General features: G+C 59.3%; 10 protein-coding genes. 7 read left to right on the top strand and 3 right to left on the bottom strand.

All coding sequences use genetic code 11. From position 1 onward, the window contains the following. Positions 1-240: 240 nt before the first annotated feature. The gene (locus CKW14_RS13500) at positions 241-2,679 is read right to left on the bottom strand and encodes a Lon protease family protein (protein WP_095125459.1); all 2,439 of its coding nucleotides are present in this window, start codon (positions 2,677-2,679) and stop codon (positions 241-243) included. A 416-nt stretch (positions 2,680-3,095) separates the two neighbouring features. On the opposite strand from CKW14_RS13500, the gene CKW14_RS13505 reads away from it, so the two are divergent. From CKW14_RS13505 to CKW14_RS13525, 4 genes are all read left to right on the top strand, one after another. Continuing rightward, positions 3,096-3,584, top strand: a complete 489-nt coding sequence (locus CKW14_RS13505) for a DUF3015 domain-containing protein (RefSeq protein ID WP_007909797.1) — start codon at positions 3,096-3,098, stop codon at positions 3,582-3,584. 94 nt (positions 3,585-3,678) lie between these two features. After that, complete coding sequence (locus CKW14_RS13510; protein ID WP_095125460.1) at positions 3,679-5,532, top strand: DUF4105 domain-containing protein; 1,854 nt, start codon at positions 3,679-3,681, stop codon at positions 5,530-5,532. A gap of 211 nt (positions 5,533-5,743) precedes the next feature. After that, on the top strand, positions 5,744-6,100 hold the full coding sequence (locus tag CKW14_RS13520; RefSeq protein ID WP_093434789.1) for a hypothetical protein: 357 nt from the start codon (positions 5,744-5,746) through the stop codon (positions 6,098-6,100). A 70-nt stretch (positions 6,101-6,170) separates the two neighbouring features. Continuing rightward, positions 6,171-6,665, top strand: a complete 495-nt coding sequence (locus CKW14_RS13525) for a GreA/GreB family elongation factor (RefSeq protein ID WP_095125461.1) — start codon at positions 6,171-6,173, stop codon at positions 6,663-6,665. On the opposite strand, the gene gdhA is transcribed toward CKW14_RS13525, so the two are convergent. Further along, positions 6,662-7,999 (bottom strand): NADP-specific glutamate dehydrogenase, encoded by a 1,338-nt coding sequence (gene gdhA, locus CKW14_RS13530; protein WP_095048713.1) that lies wholly within the window; start codon positions 7,997-7,999, stop codon positions 6,662-6,664. The genes CKW14_RS13525 and gdhA overlap by 4 nt on opposite strands. 350 nt (positions 8,000-8,349) lie before the next feature. Further along, the gene (gene ettA, locus CKW14_RS13535; protein ID WP_093434780.1) at positions 8,350-10,014 is read right to left on the bottom strand and encodes an energy-dependent translational throttle protein EttA; all 1,665 of its coding nucleotides are present in this window, start codon (positions 10,012-10,014) and stop codon (positions 8,350-8,352) included. 285 nt (positions 10,015-10,299) lie between these two features. Between ettA and morA the strand changes: the two genes are divergently transcribed. The 3 genes from morA (at position 10,300) to CKW14_RS13550 (ending at position 17,303) form a co-directional block, all read left to right on the top strand. Further along, positions 10,300-14,148, top strand: a complete 3,849-nt coding sequence (morA, locus tag CKW14_RS13540; protein ID WP_095048714.1) for a cyclic di-GMP receptor MorA — start codon at positions 10,300-10,302, stop codon at positions 14,146-14,148. A 253-nt stretch (positions 14,149-14,401) separates the two neighbouring features. Then, positions 14,402-15,655 (top strand): serine hydroxymethyltransferase, encoded by a 1,254-nt coding sequence (glyA, locus tag CKW14_RS13545; protein WP_095125462.1) that lies wholly within the window; start codon positions 14,402-14,404, stop codon positions 15,653-15,655. 334 nt (positions 15,656-15,989) lie between these two features. Continuing rightward, positions 15,990-17,303, top strand: coding sequence for a C4-dicarboxylate transporter DctA (locus tag CKW14_RS13550; protein ID WP_007909782.1), 1,314 nt, complete (start codon positions 15,990-15,992; stop codon positions 17,301-17,303). Positions 17,304-17,315 lie beyond the last annotated feature (12 nt).

Here is a 17,315-nt window from a genome sequence, read left to right on the forward strand (position 1 = left end):
TATCCTTGAGCTGAGAATAGAAGAAAAGTCCGCTGCGCAAGCCGAATGAGACCAGAAGGCGCCGAATGGTCATTGTGTGAATATTGGCGTCAGAGTTGTGGCGATTTTCCCGAAGATCACCACAAAGACCAATGTAGGAGTGAGCCTGCTCGCGATAACGGTGTGCCAGGCAACTTATTCGCCGACTGACACTCCGCTATCGCGAGCAGGCTCACTCCTACAGTTTGACCGCGTTTAGGTTCAGGCCGGTTTGGCTTCGGCCAGCGCTTCTTGGGCCAACTCTTTCTCGGCTTCCTTGAGGTCTTCTTCGCTGATCATCTCGGCGATATCACGCAAGCGCTCCACCACCCGTGCATTGATGCTGCCTTCGGGGAATTCGCCGTCGGCATTCGGTTCACCGGCCGGTTCGCCCACCAACAGACTCAACGCCTCGTCGGCCTGACGCACCGCGTACACGTGGAACTGCCCGGCACGCACCGCCGCCAGGACTTTCTCATCGAGCATCAGCGTGGCGACGTTGGCCTGCGGAATGATCGCGCCCTGCTCGCCGGTCAGCCCGCGTGCTTCGCAGAGACGGAAGAAGCCTTCGATTTTCTCGTTAACCCCGCCCACTGCCTGTACTTCACCGAACTGGTTGATCGAGCCGGTGATCGCAAAGCACTGTTTCAATGGCGTTTTCGACAGCGCCGAAATCAGCGTACAGGCCTCACCCAGCGACGCACTGTCGCCGTCGACGTAACCGTACGACTGCTCCAGCGCGATGCTCGCGGAAATCGCCAGCGGGAATTCCTGGGCATAACGGCTGCCCAGATACCCGGTAAGGATCATCACACCTTTGGAGTGAATCGGCTGGCCGAGGTTGACCTCACGCTCAATGTCGACAATGCCGCTGCCGCCCGGATACACCGTGGCGGAAATCCGCGCCGGCACACCAAACGCCGAGTCGCCGACTTCTAGCACGGTCAGACCGTTGCACTTGCCGACAGCGGCGCCATCGGTGTCGATCAGGATGATCCCGGCAAGCATGTCGTCGAGAATCCGCGCCGACACACGACCGGTGCGCGTGGCCTTGGCTTTCAAGGCACGTTCGATATGCCCGGCATCGGTCATTTCATCGCCGGCCAGGTGACGGATGAAATCCGCTTCGCTGACCAGTTGGAACAGATCACCAATGCGCGCCGACAAACGCCCTTGGTGCTCGGCCAAACGTGCGCTGTAGGTTGCCAGACGCGCTACCGCATCAGCGGTCAGCGGCGCCATGCCTTCTTCCGAAGTACGGGTTTTCAACAACTGGGCGAATTGCTCCAGGCTCTCGTCGACCATCGGAATGTCTTCGTCGAAGTCGACCAGAACACGGAACATCTCCTGGAAGTCCGGATCGAGATCTTGCAGCGTGTAGTACAGCGACCGCGCACCGATGATGATGACTTTGACCTGCAACGGAATGTGCTGCGGGTTGAGCGTCACGGTGGCGAAACGGCCCATCTCGCCCAGCGGTGATTCCATTTTCAGTTTGCGCGATTGCAGGGCGCGTTTCAGCGCGTCCCATACGAACGGCTCGCTGAGCATTTTTTCTGCTTCAAGAATCAGGAAACCGCCATTGGCGCGGTGCAAGGCACCCGGACGCAGCTGACGATAGGTGGTGTAAAGCGCGCCCTGATCGGTGGTGTATTCGATGCGACCGAAGAGGTTTTCGTAAGTCGGGTGCGGTTCGAACACTACGGGTGCACCGCCGCTCACTGGGTGACCGACTACCAGGCTTGGCGCGTATTGCTCCTCCAGCAGTTTGCGTGCGACGGCGTCAGTCTTGCTGTCGTCGACCAGTTGCTCGACCACGGTTTTCAGCAGGTACACCTGCATCGCTTGCAGGTAACCGCAGACCGCAGCGTTCTCGGCGTACTTCTCCGACAACGGCGACAGTAGCGGCTGCAAGGCCAGGGTGATGGTTTCTTCGTTGAGCGAGCGCAGTTGATTGTTCGACTCACGCTTCCACTGCGGCAGGCTGGCGAGTTCTTCGTTCAGGCGCTCTTCGAGGCCGGAAATGTCATCGTGAAAACGCTCGCGATCGGCTTCCGGCAACTGGGCGAATTCGGCTTCGTCCAGCGCTTTGCCATCGAGCATCGGCGTGAAGGCGATGTTGCTGCTGTCGCGATACAGGGCAACGTCTTTTTCCAAGGCCAGGCGCTCGATGATGTCGAGGGCTTTGTCGTAGCGCTGGTTGAATGCACGGTCGATGGCGCTTTTCTTTTGCTGATAGGACGGATGCTCGAACACCGCTGGAAATGTCGCCAGCAGGTTGTCGATCAAACCGTTGATATCACCGATGAATGCACCGGCAGTGCCCGAAGGCAGTTCCAGGGCGCGCGGTTCGCGCGGTTCATCGAAGTTATTGACGTAGACCCAGTCCGCCGGGGTCTGCAGGCGTTTGCCTTCGGCCTTCAGGTAGCGTTTGACGAACGAGAAACGGCCAGTGCCGGGCTCGCCCATGACGAAAACGTTGTAACCGGGGCGTGGCATGGCCACACCGAACTGCAAGGCTTCGACCGCGCGTTCCTGGCCGAGCACACCGCGAAAGGGCTCCAGATCATTGGTGGTAGTGAAGCTGAACTGTTCAGCGGAAAACGGACGGGTCAGCGCTTCGGGCGCGAGACGCAAGCTGGCAGCAACAGGATCAGGCATCGGGCTTCCTTAACAATCAGGCGGGGCAGATAGCGGCATTCTGGCGCCGCCCGTGCCCCACTGGCAAGGCGCGCCATACGACAAAGCATAGACAACCGCACCTCTGCACAGCAGCCCCCCTGAAACCGGGGTCATTAGCGAATCTTTTGTAAAAAATCACGGAACCGCAGGAACATGCCTAAACTCCAAACTGCGCGGCTGGAACTAATACCGGCCCACTGGCTTCGTTTGGCTCTGAACGTAAGCTCGCCGAGCGGCGATCAGGCAAGGCGAAAACAGGCGAGGAAGCGGAGTGTAGGGACCTACATGAGCATTCCGAGCCTGTTTTCAACGCAGCATGATCGTCGCGCAGGCAGCTTACGTTTAGAGCCGGCCAGAACCCTGTCCATTGGTATGCACATAAAGAGAAAAAAGCTATGAAACGGATTCTTCTCGGTACTCTCTTCACCGCTGTATCCATCAACGCAATGGCGCAAGCTCCAGGCGGCCCGGATTGCGGTTGGGGCAACATGCTGTTCGAAGGTCAGCGTGGCACCCCGGCGCACTTCCTCGCTTCCACCACCAACGGTACTTCCGGTAACGCCACCTTCGGGATGACGTCCGGCACCAACGGTTGCTCGACCAACGCATCGCTGACCTACGGCGGCAAATCCTGGTTTGCCATGAATGGCATGATGAACGAGCTGTCCGAAGACATGGCCAAAGGCAACGGCGAAGCGCTGACGACTTATGCCGTGGTACTGGGCGTGGCACCGGAAGACCGTGCGCACTTCGCTGCTGTGACTCACGAGCACTTCCAGCAGATCTTCAGCAAGGCTGACGTGACCGCTGAAGACGTGCATACCAACACCCTGGCCGTACTGAAATCGGATCCTCGTCTGGCCAAGTACGCGACTCAAGCTTAAGCTCGACCCTACCCGCTTCCTTCGGGAAGCGGGTTTTGTTTTTTCGGCCCGCCCTCCTTGGGTCTTTATTTCTTTCCTGTTCAAGTTGCCGACTATGCTCAAACGCCTTGCCTGGCTGGCGCTCTGTGTCTGCGCCCCGCTGTCCGCCGCGCCCCACATCGACCCTCAACGTTTGCAGCAACTGGCCAACGACCGCTTCTGGATTTCCCTCGGTCACTACGAAACCGCCAAGCTTGGCGGCTGGCGCAGCTATGTCAGTGACAAGAAATTCTTTCTCGCGCCCGATGGCAACGAACATCCCGATCATGAGCTGGAAGCCACCGTGCAAGCGCTGTACGCCCCGGCGAGCCTTGGCGAGCAACATGCGCAATGCGTTTATCCGGCGCGCACTCGCTGGCTGAAAGCGCAGCTCAATCTCAGCGATCTGCCAGCGCCGGCATGCGCCGAATACAAGAAGTGGTTCAAGGACGTCTCGCCGCACAGCCCGGTGATGATCTTCCCGGCGGCTTATTTGAACAGTCCGTCATCGATGTTCGGCCACACCCTGCTGCGCATCGATCAGGCCGATGTGCAGGCCGACAAGACCTCGCTGCTCAGTTACGCGATCAACTTCGGCGCCTACATCGAAGGCTCGGACAACAGCATCCTGTACGCCTGGAAAGGTTTGATGGGCGGTTATCCGGGACTGTTCGCGCTGGTGCCGTACCAGGAAAAGCTCTCCGAATACCGCAGCCTGGAAAACCGCGACCTGTGGGAATACCGGCTCAACCTGACGCAAGAAGAAACCGCGCGCATGGTCGAGCATGTGTGGGAGTTGAAGCAGATCCAGTTCGACTACTTCTTCTTCGACGAAAACTGCTCGTATCGTCTGCTTGAGTTGCTGCAGGTGGCACGCCCGAGCCTGCGCCTGACTGAACAATTCCCGTTGACCGCGATTCCCACCGACACCGTCAAAGCGGTGAAGGAAGCCGGGCTGGTGGAAAGTATCGAATACCGCCCGTCACGCGAGCGCGAATTGCTCAGCCGTGCCGAGCCTTTGAACAGTGACGAACAGCAATGGGTGCTGAACGTCAGCGCCGATCAACAGCAGTTGCAGAATCCGGCGTTCAAAGCCCTACCCCGCGATCGTCAAGCGTTGATCATCGACGCGGCGTATCGTCTGGAGCGCTACCGCGCCAACGGTCAGGAACGCGATCCACAACGGGCACAGCGCAGCTTTGAACTGCTGCGAGCGATCAACAAAAACCCCGCACCCGAACTGGAAATACCACAACCAGGCTTGCCCGAAGACGGCCACGAATCGCGCACCTGGCAGGCCGGTCTCGGCACCCGTGGTGATCGCGCATTCGGTGAGTACGGCTTGCGCATGGCCTATCACGATCTCAACGACAACGCCGAGAGCTTCCCGCTCGGCGCGCAGATCGAGATCCTGCAGATGAAACTGCGTCAGTACGAGGGCAATCAATGGCAGTTTCAGCAACTGGATCTGGCGACCATTCGTTCGCTGACACCGCGTAATGAGCTATTGCAGCCGCTGTCGTGGCAAGTCACTGGCGGTCTTGAGCGCGTACCGGGCAAGCACGATGACGAGACGCTGGTCAGCCACGTCAATGGTGGCGGCGGCGGGACGTGGGCGCTGGGGGATGATGTGCTGGGTTTTGCCCTCGGCACCGTGCGCGTTGAACACAACAATGATTTCGCCGAGTTCGTCTCGCCAGCCGGCGGTTTCAATACCGGCGTGTTGTGGAAAAACCCGTTGGGCAATCTCAGTCTGGAGGCTAAAGGCGATTACTTCTTCAATGGCGAAGTACGCCGCAGCCTCAGCCTGAATCAGCAGTGGGAGTTGTCGCGCAACCTTGGTTTGCGCCTGAGTGCGCAGCGTGAGTTCAGCCATCTCGCCACCCCGGAAACCGAGGTCATGCTTGAAGTGAAGTGGTATCACTACTGATCCCGAACACATCCCCCTGTAGGAGTGAGCCTGCTCGCGATAGCAATTCATCAGTCACTGGTGCGGTGACTGATACACCGCTATCGCGAGCAGGCTCACTCCTACAGGGGATTTGTGGTGCTCAACGAATTACTCACATGCCTTTCACCAACGCTCGACGAATCAGCTTCTAGACTTTCCCATAAGCCGAGAACCGGCGCGGGAGAGTGCGATGTGGCGGTGTGCGGGTTTGCTGGGTGTTGTGCTGTTACTGGGCGGTTGCCAGACCACCCATGAAGATTTGATCGCCAAGGGTTATCCACCGGCCTTCGCCGACGGCTTCGATGACGGTTGTGTCAGCGGTCGTCAGGCGGCGGGTTCGATCAGCGGCGAGTTTCGCAAGAATGTGCCGCGCTATCTCAAGGACAAGCAATACGCCGAAGGCTGGACCGACGGCTTCCGCCAGTGTCAGGCAATGTTGGAAAACAAGGACCGCGAACAGTATCGCAATGAACATTGGGACGAACGCGAGCGCGCCTGGCAGCAACAGAAAGATCAGGACGCCGGGCGGGCCTATCGCTCGCAATAGGTCGTTTCCAGACATCCAGTGAAACCAAATGCCTGCGAGCATGGCCCAAACCTCATACGAGGAGAACACCATGAGTCGCGCATTCGTCAACGAAGACAACGCCGCCGCGCAAGCCGATCAGCCGGTCGAACGGCAGGTCAGCGAGCAGCCCAATTACGTCACCGCGCAAGGGCTGGCGCAGTTGCAGGAAAAAGTCGCCGAACTGCAAACCCTGCATGCCGAACAATCAGCCAGAGGTGAGCAGGCCGACAAGCAACGGCTGGCGGATCTGCAACGTGATTTGCGTTATTTCAATCAGCGCCTGAGCAGCGCACAAGTCGCGGTTGCCGCGACCTCCACCGACAAAGTGCAGATCGGCAGTTGGGTGACCTACGCCGACGAACACGACACCGAACGGCGGGTGCAACTGGTCGGCGAAGATCAGGCCGATGCGAGCAAAGGCCTGATCAATTGGGGCTCACCGCTGGGCCGCGCGCTGCTGGGTGCGCGGCTCAATGACGAGGTGCTGTGGCAGCGCCCCGCCGGCGATCAAGTGATTGAAGTGATCCGCATCGAACCGGCTTAAACCACACCCTGTGCGAGCATTGCGTCGGCGACTTTGACGAAGCCGGCGATGTTCGCGCCTTTGACGTAGTTGATCCGTCCGTTCTCTTCGCCGTAGTGCACACAAGCGTGGTGGATCGACTGCATGATCGCGTGCAGCTTGCTGTCCACCTCACCTGCCGTCCACAGCAAGCGCATGGCGTTCTGTGACATCTCCAGGCCACTCACCGCCACACCGCCGGCGTTGGATGCCTTGCCCGGAGCGAAGAGAATGCCGGCCTCGATAAAGATATCCACAGCCTCCAGCGTGGTCGGCATGTTCGCGCCCTCAGCTACGCACACGCAGCCATTGCGCAGCAGTGTGCGCGCGGCTTCGGCGTCGAGTTCGTTCTGCGTAGCGCACGGCAGCGCGATGTCGCACGGCAACGACCACGGCAGCTGACCCGCGCGGAATTCCAGACCGAACGCTGCCGCCAGTTCACTGATGCGTCCGCGCTTGACGTTTTTCAGCTCCAGCAGCGCCAGCCACTGCTCTTCGCTCAGCCCAGCCTCGCAATACAGCGTGCCTTCTGAGTCGGACAGGGAAATCACTTTGCCGCCCAGATCCATCACCTTGCGCGCCGCGTATTGCGCGACGTTGCCGGAACCGGAAATCGCCACACGTTTGCCTTCGACGGTCTGCTCGCGGCGTTTGAGCATTTCTTCGGCAAAGTAGACGCAGCCGAAACCGGTGGCTTCCGGACGAATCAGGCTGCCGCCGTAGGTCATGCCTTTGCCGGTCAGCACACTGGTGAACTGGTTGCTCAGGCGCTTGTACTGGCCAAACAGGAAACCGATCTCGCGCGCACCGACACCGATGTCACCGGCCGGCACGTCAACGTCGGCGCCGATGTGGCGGTACAACTCGCTCATGAACGCTTGGCAGAAACGCATGACTTCGCCGTCGCTCTTACCCTTCGGATCGAAGTCCGAGCCGCCCTTGCCGCCGCCCATGGGCAGCGAGGTCAGGGAGTTTTTGAAGGTCTGTTCGAAGGCGAGGAATTTCAGCACGCCCATGTTCACCGACGGATGGAAACGCAGGCCACCCTTGTACGGGCCGATCGCACTGTTCATCTGGATGCGGAAACCGCGATTGACCTGGACCTTGCCCTGATCGTCGACCCACGACACGCGAAAAATCACCGCGCGCTCCGGCTCGCAGATGCGCTCCAGAATCCCCGAGGTCAGGTAATGCGGATTGGCTTCGAGAAACGGCCACAAACTGCGCAGGACTTCTTCGACGGCCTGGTGGAATTCGGGTTGATCCGGGTCGCGTTTTTTCAGGCGAGCGAGGAAGGATTCGACGGATTCGATCATGGGAAAAGTCTCGGCAAATTTATTGTCGTTGGAGGAGATTGGGCCGGACTGTAACAAACGAAATACGCACAGGAACAGAGCAAAATGTCGCAGTTATGAAATTAAATGGTGCACAGGATATAAATAAGGCGGTTTTTTGAGCTTGTTTTGCACCTGAATGGGGAGTCTGGGTTCAAGAAATGCACCACCAGTTATACAGCTATCGCGAGCAGGCTCACTCCTACAGGGGAACGCATTTCAAATGTAGGAGTGAGCCTGCTCGCGATGGCCACACCTCGATCCCGCTGAAAAAAACCAGGCAAAAAAAACGGAGCCCGAAGGCTCCGTTCTTTTATGCAACCAACCCGATATCAGGCCAGTTTCTTGTGACGCACGCGGTGTGGCTGGGCAGCCGCTTCGCCGAGACGCTTTTTGCGATCGGCTTCGTACTCGGTGTAGTTACCTTCGAAGAAGATCGCTTGCGAGTCGTCTTCGTACGCCAGGATGTGCGTCGCCACACGGTCCAGGAACCAGCGATCGTGAGAGATCACAATGGCAGCGCCCGGGAAGTCCAGCAGGGCTTCTTCCAGCGAACGCAGGGTTTCCACGTCGAGGTCGTTGGACGGTTCGTCGAGCAGCAGGACGTTGCCGCCCTCCTTCAGGGTCAGCGCCAGGTGCAGACGACCGCGCTCACCACCGGACAGATCCTTGACGAACTTCTGCTGATCGCCGCCCTTGAAGTTGAAACGACCGACGTAGGTACGCGACGGGATCTCGTAGTTGCCGATGCGGATCTGGTCGGAACCGTCGGAGATTTGCTGGAATACAGTCTTGCTGCCATCCAGGTCATCACGGCTCTGGTCAACGCAGGCCAGTTGCACGGTTTCACCGACTTCGATGCTGCCCGAATCCGGTTGTTCCTTGCCCATCAGCATGCGGAACAGGGTCGACTTACCGGCACCGTTACCGCCGATCACGCCGACAATGGCGCCTTTCGGCATCGAGAACGACAGGTTGTCGATCAGCACGCGATCGCCGTAGCCCTTGGTGACGTTCTTGAATTCGATGACCTTGTCGCCCAGGCGCGGACCGGCCGGGATGTAGATCTCGTTGGTTTCGCTGCGCTTCTGGAATTCCTGCGATTGCATTTCTTCGAAGCGTTGCAGACGTGCCTTGGATTTCGACTGGCGGGCTTTCGCGCCTTTGCGCACCCACTCCAGTTCTTCTTTCATGGCTTTTTCGTGAGCCGACTGCTGCTTGGATTCGGCGGCCAGACGATCGGACTTGGCTTCGAGCCAACCCGAATAGTTGCCTTCGTACGGAATGCCCGCGCCGCGGTCGAGTTCGAGAATCCAGCCAGCGACGTTATCGAGGAAGTAACGGTCGTGCGTGATCGCTACCACAGTGCCCGGGAAGTCGTGGAGGAAGTGCTCCAGCCACGCCACCGAGTCGGCGTCCAAGTGGTTGGTCGGTTCGTCGAGCAGCAGCATGTCCGGCGCGGACAGCAGCAGACGGCACAGGGCCACACGACGCTTTTCACCACCGGACAGGTGTTCTACTTTGGCGTCCCAGGCCGGCAGACGCAGCGCATCGGCGGCGACTTCCAGTTGACGCTCAAGGTTGTGACCATCGCTGGCCTGCAGGATCGCTTCGAGTTTGGCTTGCTCGGCAGCCAGCTTGTCGAAGTCGGCATCCGGATCGGCGTAAGCGGCGTAGACCTCGTCCAGACGCGCTTGCGCATCCTTGATCACGCTGACCGCTTCCTCGACCACTTCACGCACGGTCTTGGTTGGATCAAGTTGTGGCTCTTGCGGCAGATAGCCGATGTTCAGGTCCGGCATCGGACGGGCTTCGCCCTCGAACTCGGTGTCGACGCCAGCCATGATTTTCAGCAGCGTGGACTTACCCGAACCGTTGAGGCCGAGTACACCGATCTTGGCGCCGGGGAAGAACGACAGCGAAATGTTTTTGAGAATTTCCCGCTTCGGCGGAACAACTTTGCCCAGCCGATGCATGGTGAAGACGTATTGAGCCATGGAGAACCTTGGGTCAGTGACAGATGAATGATTGCAGCGCAGGCGAAGCCCGGCCAGACCATGCGCGTCGTTCACTTGATGGTTATCAATGCGTGCGCGCTGAAAAAGTCTGAGTCTAGGAGCTGGAACGCTCCCGCGTAACCGGCAAAGCTACCTGATTGACCAGTGGCAGTCCAGCCGCGCGGGGCTGGCACTTCGCCACGACTCAAGGCATGCTAGCCGCCCTTTGGGCGTCCGGCTTATAGTGCACGTCGCGCCAGTCCAGCCAAATCGCAGGATCACAGCTTGTCCAATGTCACTCCGCCAGCTTCTGTGAGCAGCACCCCACCGGCGCCCGGCTCGTCCCTGCGCGGTACATTAAAGGGTGCGCTGGCGACGCTCGTGCTTTTATTGCTCGCGTTGCTGTTCTGGCAACTGCTCGATCAACTGCGCGAAACCCAGAAAAACCAGCGCCAGTACACCATCGATTACACCGCAGACCTCGCCTCGCAGGTCAGCCTGAACATGGCGCTGAACGCGCAAATCGCCCTCAATCTGCTACCGATCGTCGAACAACCGCAATCAGCCGACGAACAGCAGGTGCTATTGCGCAAGCTCCAGCAATCCTTGCCTGACCTGCGCAGCCTGGCCCTGCTCACCCCTTCCGGCAAAATCATCAGCGACAGTGACGACAACAGCCACGACGCCAGCTACCTCACTGAACTGGTGCGCCGCAGCCGTGCACAGGCGCATTACTTCAGCAACGCCGACGACGGTTCTGTAGTGCATCTGTTATTGCATCAGGCCAGCGGCAGCACGCGCGGTTATTGGGCATTGCGCCTGACTCCGACGTTCTTCGACTCTCTGACCAAACAGGGCGAAACCGGCATCCGCCCGTTGTGGCTGGTGGAAAACCGCCTCAACCATCAGATCATCAGCCGCGACGAAGCGCAGCCCTCGGCCAGGGCCGGCGTCTTGAGTCCGGACGACATGGCCAACACGGTGTTGACCGTGCCGCTGAGCAGCAGCGACTGGCAGTTGCGTGGCCTGTTCGACCGCCAGCGTGTGCTCGAGGAACTGCTGCCGGCGTTCATCGGCAAATGCCTGCTGGGCCTGGCGTTCTCGATGTTGCCGGTGATTGCCCTGCTCAACATGCGCCGGCGCCAGCGCCAGTTGCATGAGGGTCGCCGCCGTTATCAGGACATTTTCGAGGGCACTGGCGTGGCCCTCTGTGTGCTGGACCTGTCCGGCCTGAAGCAGGTCTTCGACAAGGCGCAGATCCAGACCAGCGACCAGCTCAAGGCCTGGCTCGACCAACCGGCGCAACGCCAGCAACTGTTGCAGGAATTGCGCGTCACCGAGGTCAACCAGGTTGCGCTGCAATTGCTCAATGTCAATTCCTGCGAGCACGCCTGGCAACTGTTGATCGACGGCCATCCACACCGCCAGTGCGCCATCGGCAATCAAGTGCTCGACGCCGTCCTGCAGCAGCAAAAGCAGCTGGAACTGGAAATCAAATTGCCGGACATCAACGGCCGCGACCAGCACCTGTGGATGGTGTTGCGTCTGCCGACCGAGCAACACGACTATAAAGCGGTGATTCTCAGCATCAACGACATCACTAGCCGCAAGCTGATCGAACTGTCGCTGCTCGAACGCGAAGGCTTCTGGTCGGACGTGGTGCGCACGGTGCCGGATCACCTGTATGTGCAGGACGTGATCAGCCAGCGGATGATTTTCAGCAACCACCACCTCGGTCAGACCCTCGGCTACAACCGCACCGAACTGCACCAGATGGGTGAGTATTTCTGGGAAATTCTCCTGCACCCGGAAGATGCCGACTACTACCATCGCTCGCGGCAGATGCAGCGCCACGCCGGTTACAGTCAGTTGCTCCAGTGCCAGTTGCGTTTCCGCCATCGCGACGGCAAATGGCGGCGTTTCGATATTCGCGAACAAGCGCTGGCCCGGGACAAACACGATCAGGTCACGCGGATCATCGGCGTGGCCAAGGACATCACCGAACAGATCGAAGCCAGCGAATCCCTGCGCGACAGCGAGCAGCGCTACCGCATGCTTGCCGAAAGCATCAGCGACGTGATTTTCTCCACCGACAGCAAGCTCTCGCTGAACTACGTCAGCCCGTCGGTGCAGGCCGTGCTGGGTTATGACGCTGAGTGGATTTTCCAGAACGGCTGGCAATCGACCATCGCCAACCCGCAACAACTGAGCGGCATCTACACGCTGATGGATCGCGTCAGCAAGGCGCTGGACAAACCCGAGCAACTGGCGGTGTTGCGCAACCAGGTACAGACGCAATTGTTCCTGTTCGACTGCCTGCGCGCCGATGGCCGCAAGATCCCGATCGAGCTGCGTCTGGTGCTGGTGTGGGACGAACATGGTGCGTTTGAAGGCGTACTCGGTGTCGGTCGCGACATCAGTCAGCAGCGCCGCGCAGAGAAAGACCTGCGCATGGCCGCCACGGTTTTCGAACACTCGACCTCGGCGATCCTGATCACCGACCCGGCCGGTTACATCGTGCAAGCCAACGAAGCCTTCAGTCGCGTCAGCGGTTACGCCGTGAGCGAAGTGCTCGACCAATTGCCGAACATGCTCACCGTTGATGAGCAGCAGGACGCACACCTGCGCTACGTACTCAAACAACTGCATCAGCACAGCACCTGGGAAGGCGAAGTCTGGCTCAAGCGCCGTAACGGCGAGCATTACCCGGCGTGGGTCGGCATCACCGCCGTGCTCGACGACGAAGGCGATCTGGCCAGTTACGTGTGCTTCTTCAGCGACATCAGCGAGCGCAAGGCCAGCGAGCAGCGGATTCACCGCCTCGCCTACTACGACGCCCTGACCCACTTGCCGAACCGCACGCTGTTCCAGGATCGTCTGCACACCGCGCTGCAATCGGCCGAGCGGCAGAAGTCGTGGGTGGTGCTGATGTTCCTCGACCTCGACCGTTTCAAACCGATCAACGACTCCCTCGGTCACGCCGCCGGCGACCGCATGTTGAAAGACATGGCCACGCGCCTGTTGGCCTGCGTCGACGATGACGACACCGTGGCGCGCATGGGCGGCGACGAATTCACGCTGCTGCTGCAACATCGCTCCAGCCGCGAAATGGCGCTGAACCGGGCGATTCATGTCGCCGAGCAGATCCTCGGCAGCCTGGTGCGGCCATTCGTGCTCGAAGGTCGCGAGTTCTTTGTCACGGCCAGTATCGGCATTGCCCTGAGTCCTCAGGACGGCAACGAACTCAGCCAGTTGATGAAGAACGCCGACACCGCGATGTACCACGCCAAGGAGCGCGGCAAGAACAACTTCCAGTTCTATCAGGCCGACATGAACGCCAGTGCGCTGGAGCGTCTGGAACTGGAAAGCGATTTGCGCCACGCCCTGGAACAGAACGAATTCGTCCTGTATTACCAACCGCAATTCAGCGGTGACGGCAAACGCCTGACTGGCGCCGAAGCGCTGTTGCGCTGGCGTCATCCACGCCGTGGCCTGGTGCCGCCGGGGGATTTCATTCCGGTGTTGGAAGAGCTGGGTCTGGTGGTGGACGTCGGCGACTGGGTGATCAGCGAGGCGTGCCGTCAGTTGAAGACCTGGCACCAGAATCGTGTCCGTGTGCCGAAGGTGTCGGTGAACATCTCGGCGCGGCAATTCTCCGATGGCCAACTCGGCACGCGGATCGCCACAATCCTGCGTGAAACCGGCCTGCCACCGGCGTGTCTGGAACTGGAGCTGACCGAAAGTATTCTGATGCGCGAAGTCAGCGAAGCGATGCAGATTCTCGCCGGGCTGAAGAACCTTGGCCTGAGCATTGCGGTCGACGACTTCGGCACCGGTTACTCATCGCTGAACTACCTCAAACAATTCCCGATCGACGTGTTGAAGATTGACCGCACCTTTGTCGATGGTTTGCCGTCCGGTGAGCAAGACGCGCAGATCGCCCGGGCGATCATCGCCATGGCGCATAGCCTGAATCTGGCGGTGATCGCCGAGGGCGTGGAAACCCATGAACAGCTGGACTTCTTGCGTGAGCATGGTTGCGATGAGGTTCAGGGCTATCTGTTCGGCCGACCGATGCCGGCGGGACGGTTTGAGGCGCAGTTCAGTAATGACGCGCTCTTTATGTTCGACTGAAGTCCTGCGGCGCGACCGAAAAGATCGCAGCCTTCGGCAGCTCCTACAAGGATTGATGTCGGTCACAGTATTCGGGATCAGCTCGGATTACTGTAGGAACTGCCGCAGGCTGCGATCTTTTCAGGCCGGCACAATCACCATCTATCCGCGCATGAACGCCACTTGTCTGCGACATGATGTCGTTTCATATGCCATCCAAAACCCATTGGGTTAGAATGCCCCCCTTTTCTGCCCCCGATCCTTGAGGACCGCCATGTTCAGCCGTGATTTGACTATTGCCAAGTACGACGCCGACCTTTTTGCCGCCATGGAGCAAGAAGCTCAGCGCCAGGAAGAACACATTGAGCTGATCGCTTCGGAAAACTACACCAGCCCAGCGGTGATGGAAGCTCAAGGCTCGGTCCTGACCAACAAGTACGCTGAAGGCTACCCAGGCAAGCGTTACTACGGTGGTTGCGAGTACGTTGACGTTGTTGAGCAACTGGCCATCGACCGCGCCAAGGAACTGTTCGGCGCCGATTACGCCAACGTTCAGCCGCACGCCGGTTCGCAAGCCAACGCCGCTGTTTACCTGGCCCTGCTGCAAGGTGGCGACACCATTCTGGGCATGAGCCTGGCACACGGTGGTCACCTGACCCATGGCGCCAGCGTTTCCTCCTCCGGCAAGCTGTACAACGCCGTACAGTACGGCATCGACGCCAACGGCCTGATCGACTACGACGAAGTCGAGCGTCTGGCGGTTGAGCACAAGCCGAAAATGATCGTGGCCGGTTTCTCTGCCTACTCGCAGATTCTCGACTTCCCGCGTTTCCGCGCCATCGCTGACAAAGTCGGCGCTTACCTGTTCGTCGACATGGCTCACGTGGCCGGTCTGGTCGCCGCTGGCGTCTACCCGAACCCGGTGCCTTTCGCTGACGTCGTGACCACCACCACCCACAAGACCCTGCGCGGTCCACGTGGTGGCCTGATCCTGGCTCGCGCCAACGCCGAGATCGAGAAGAAGCTGAACTCCGCGGTATTCCCGGGCGCCCAGGGTGGCCCGCTGGAGCACGTGATCGCCGCTAAAGCGATCTGCTTCAAGGAAGCGCTGCAGCCTGAGTTCAAGGCCTACCAGGAACAAGTGGTGCTGAACGCCCAGGCCATGGCCGAAGTGTTCATCGAGCGCGGTTTCGACGTAGTTTCGGGCGGTACCAAGAACCACCTGTTCCTGCTGTCGCTGATCAAGCAGGACATCTCCGGTAAAGACGCCGACGCCGCTCTGGGCAAAGCGTTCATCACCGTGAACAAGAACTCCGTGCCAAACGATCCACGATCGCCGTTCGTTACTTCCGGCCTGCGCTTCGGTACTCCGGCTGTGACCACTCGCGGTTTCAAGCAAACCGAGTGCAAAGAGCTGGCCGGCTGGATCTGCGACATCCTGGCTGACCTGAACAACGAAGCGGTGATCGACGCCGTTCGTGAGAAAGTCAAAGCCATCTGCAAGAAACTGCCGGTATACGGCGCTTAATTGCGACGTTAAACCCGCAGCATGAAAAACCGGCCAAGCGATTGGCCGGTTTTTTTTCGCCCCTGATTTCCCGTGTAGGAGCTGCCGAAGGCTGCGATCCTTTGATCTGGATCTTAAAAACAAGATTAAAAGATCGCAGCCTTCGGCAGCTCCTACGCGGCTATGGCCACTGGTCAGACCGGTCATGCCAATTTTGATATTTTCACTTGTCATCGCGAAAAAACCGAGCGTAGACTGCACCCGCACTGGACATACCGGTAAGACCACAATAATTAAGTCCTGAATCTGATGCGCCACGCGCACGGCAGCCAGGACACCGACCAGGATTCCTCCCATGCTCAGATGGTGCTCGCGCTCAATCTTCCTCCAAGTGGTTCTCGGACTGATGCTCGGCATCGTCTGCGGGCTGACCCTTCCTGAATACTCGGCCCAGCTCAAACCGCTCGGCGACGGTTTCATCAAACTGATCAAGATGCTCATCGGCCTGATCGTGTTCTGCGTGGTAGTCAGCGGCATCAGCGGTGCCGGCGATCTGAAGAAGGTCGGGCGCATCGGCCTCAAGTCAGTGATCTACTTTGAAGTGCTGACCACCATCGCTTTGGTGATCGGCCTGGTCTTCGCCTTCAGCACCGGCATCGGCAGCGGCGCGAATATCCATCTCGAGCAACTGTCTGCGGCCGACATGGGCGATCTCGCCGAACGCAGCCAGCATATGCACACCACCACGCAGTTCCTGATGGACCTGATCCCAACCTCGGTGATCGGCGCCTTCGCCGACAACAACATCCTGCAAGTTCTGCTGTTTTCGGTGCTGTTCGGCAGCGCGTTGAATCTGGTCGGTGAAGCGGCCTCCGGGATCTCCCGACTGATCAACGAACTCAGCCATGTGATCTTCCGGATCATGGGCATGATCGTGCGTCTGGCACCGATCGGCGTGTTCGGCGCCATCGCCTTTACTACCAGCAAATATGGCCTTGATTCCCTGCAACACCTGGGCAGTCTGGTCGGTTTGTTCTACCTGACCTGCATCGCATTCGTCAGCGTGATTCTCGGTCTGGTGATGCGTGCTTCCGGCCTGCGCATGTGGCCGCTGTTGAAGTATCTGCGTGAAGAACTGCTGATCGTCATGGGCACGGCATCGTCCGACGCCGTGCTGCCACAGATCATGCGCAAACTCGAACACCTCGGCATTGGCAGCTCGACCGTGGGTCTGGTGATTCCGACCGGCTACTCGTTCAACCTCGACGGTTTCTCGATCTACCTGACTTTGGCCATTGTGTTCATTGCCAACGCTACCGGCACGCCGCTGGCCATGACCGATTTGCTGACGATTCTGCTGGTATCGCTGATCACCTCCAAAGGCGCCCACGGGATTCCCGGTTCGGCACTGGTGATTCTCGCAGCGACGCTGACCGCGATCCCGGCTATTCCGGTGGTCGGCCTGGTGTTGGTGCTGGCCGTGGACTGGTTCATGGGCATCGGCCGCGCGTTGACCAACCTGATCGGCAATTGTGTCGCCACGGTGGCGATCGCCCGTTGGGAAAAAGACATTGATGTACAGCGAGCCAACAAAGTACTGAGCGGCCAGCAGGGCTACACCTTTCAGCCGCGTAAAACAGCGACTCCGGCGCACCAGCAGGAGTTCTGATTTAACCCCTGT

The organism is Pseudomonas sp. Irchel s3a12 (genome assembly GCF_900187485.1).
Lineage (GTDB): Bacteria > Pseudomonadota > Gammaproteobacteria > Pseudomonadales > Pseudomonadaceae > Aquipseudomonas > Aquipseudomonas neuropathica.

Excerpts from the sequence above, each read along its gene's own strand:
- CKW14_RS13525 (WP_095125461.1), top strand. The coding sequence starts at position 6,171 with ATGAGTCGCGCATTCGTCAACGAAGACAACGCCGCCGCGCAAGCCGAT.
- ettA (WP_093434780.1), bottom strand. The coding sequence starts at position 10,014 with ATGGCTCAATACGTCTTCACCATGCATCGGCTGGGCAAAGTTGTTCCG.
- CKW14_RS13505 (WP_007909797.1), top strand. The coding sequence starts at position 3,096 with ATGAAACGGATTCTTCTCGGTACTCTCTTCACCGCTGTATCCATCAAC.
- CKW14_RS13550 (WP_007909782.1), top strand. The coding sequence starts at position 15,990 with ATGCTCAGATGGTGCTCGCGCTCAATCTTCCTCCAAGTGGTTCTCGGA.
- CKW14_RS13500 (WP_095125459.1), bottom strand. The coding sequence starts at position 2,679 with ATGCCTGATCCTGTTGCTGCCAGCTTGCGTCTCGCGCCCGAAGCGCTG.
- glyA (WP_095125462.1), top strand. The coding sequence starts at position 14,402 with ATGTTCAGCCGTGATTTGACTATTGCCAAGTACGACGCCGACCTTTTT.
- gdhA (WP_095048713.1), bottom strand. The coding sequence starts at position 7,999 with ATGATCGAATCCGTCGAATCCTTCCTCGCTCGCCTGAAAAAACGCGAC.
- CKW14_RS13510 (WP_095125460.1), top strand. The coding sequence starts at position 3,679 with ATGCTCAAACGCCTTGCCTGGCTGGCGCTCTGTGTCTGCGCCCCGCTG.
- CKW14_RS13520 (WP_093434789.1), top strand. The coding sequence starts at position 5,744 with ATGTGGCGGTGTGCGGGTTTGCTGGGTGTTGTGCTGTTACTGGGCGGT.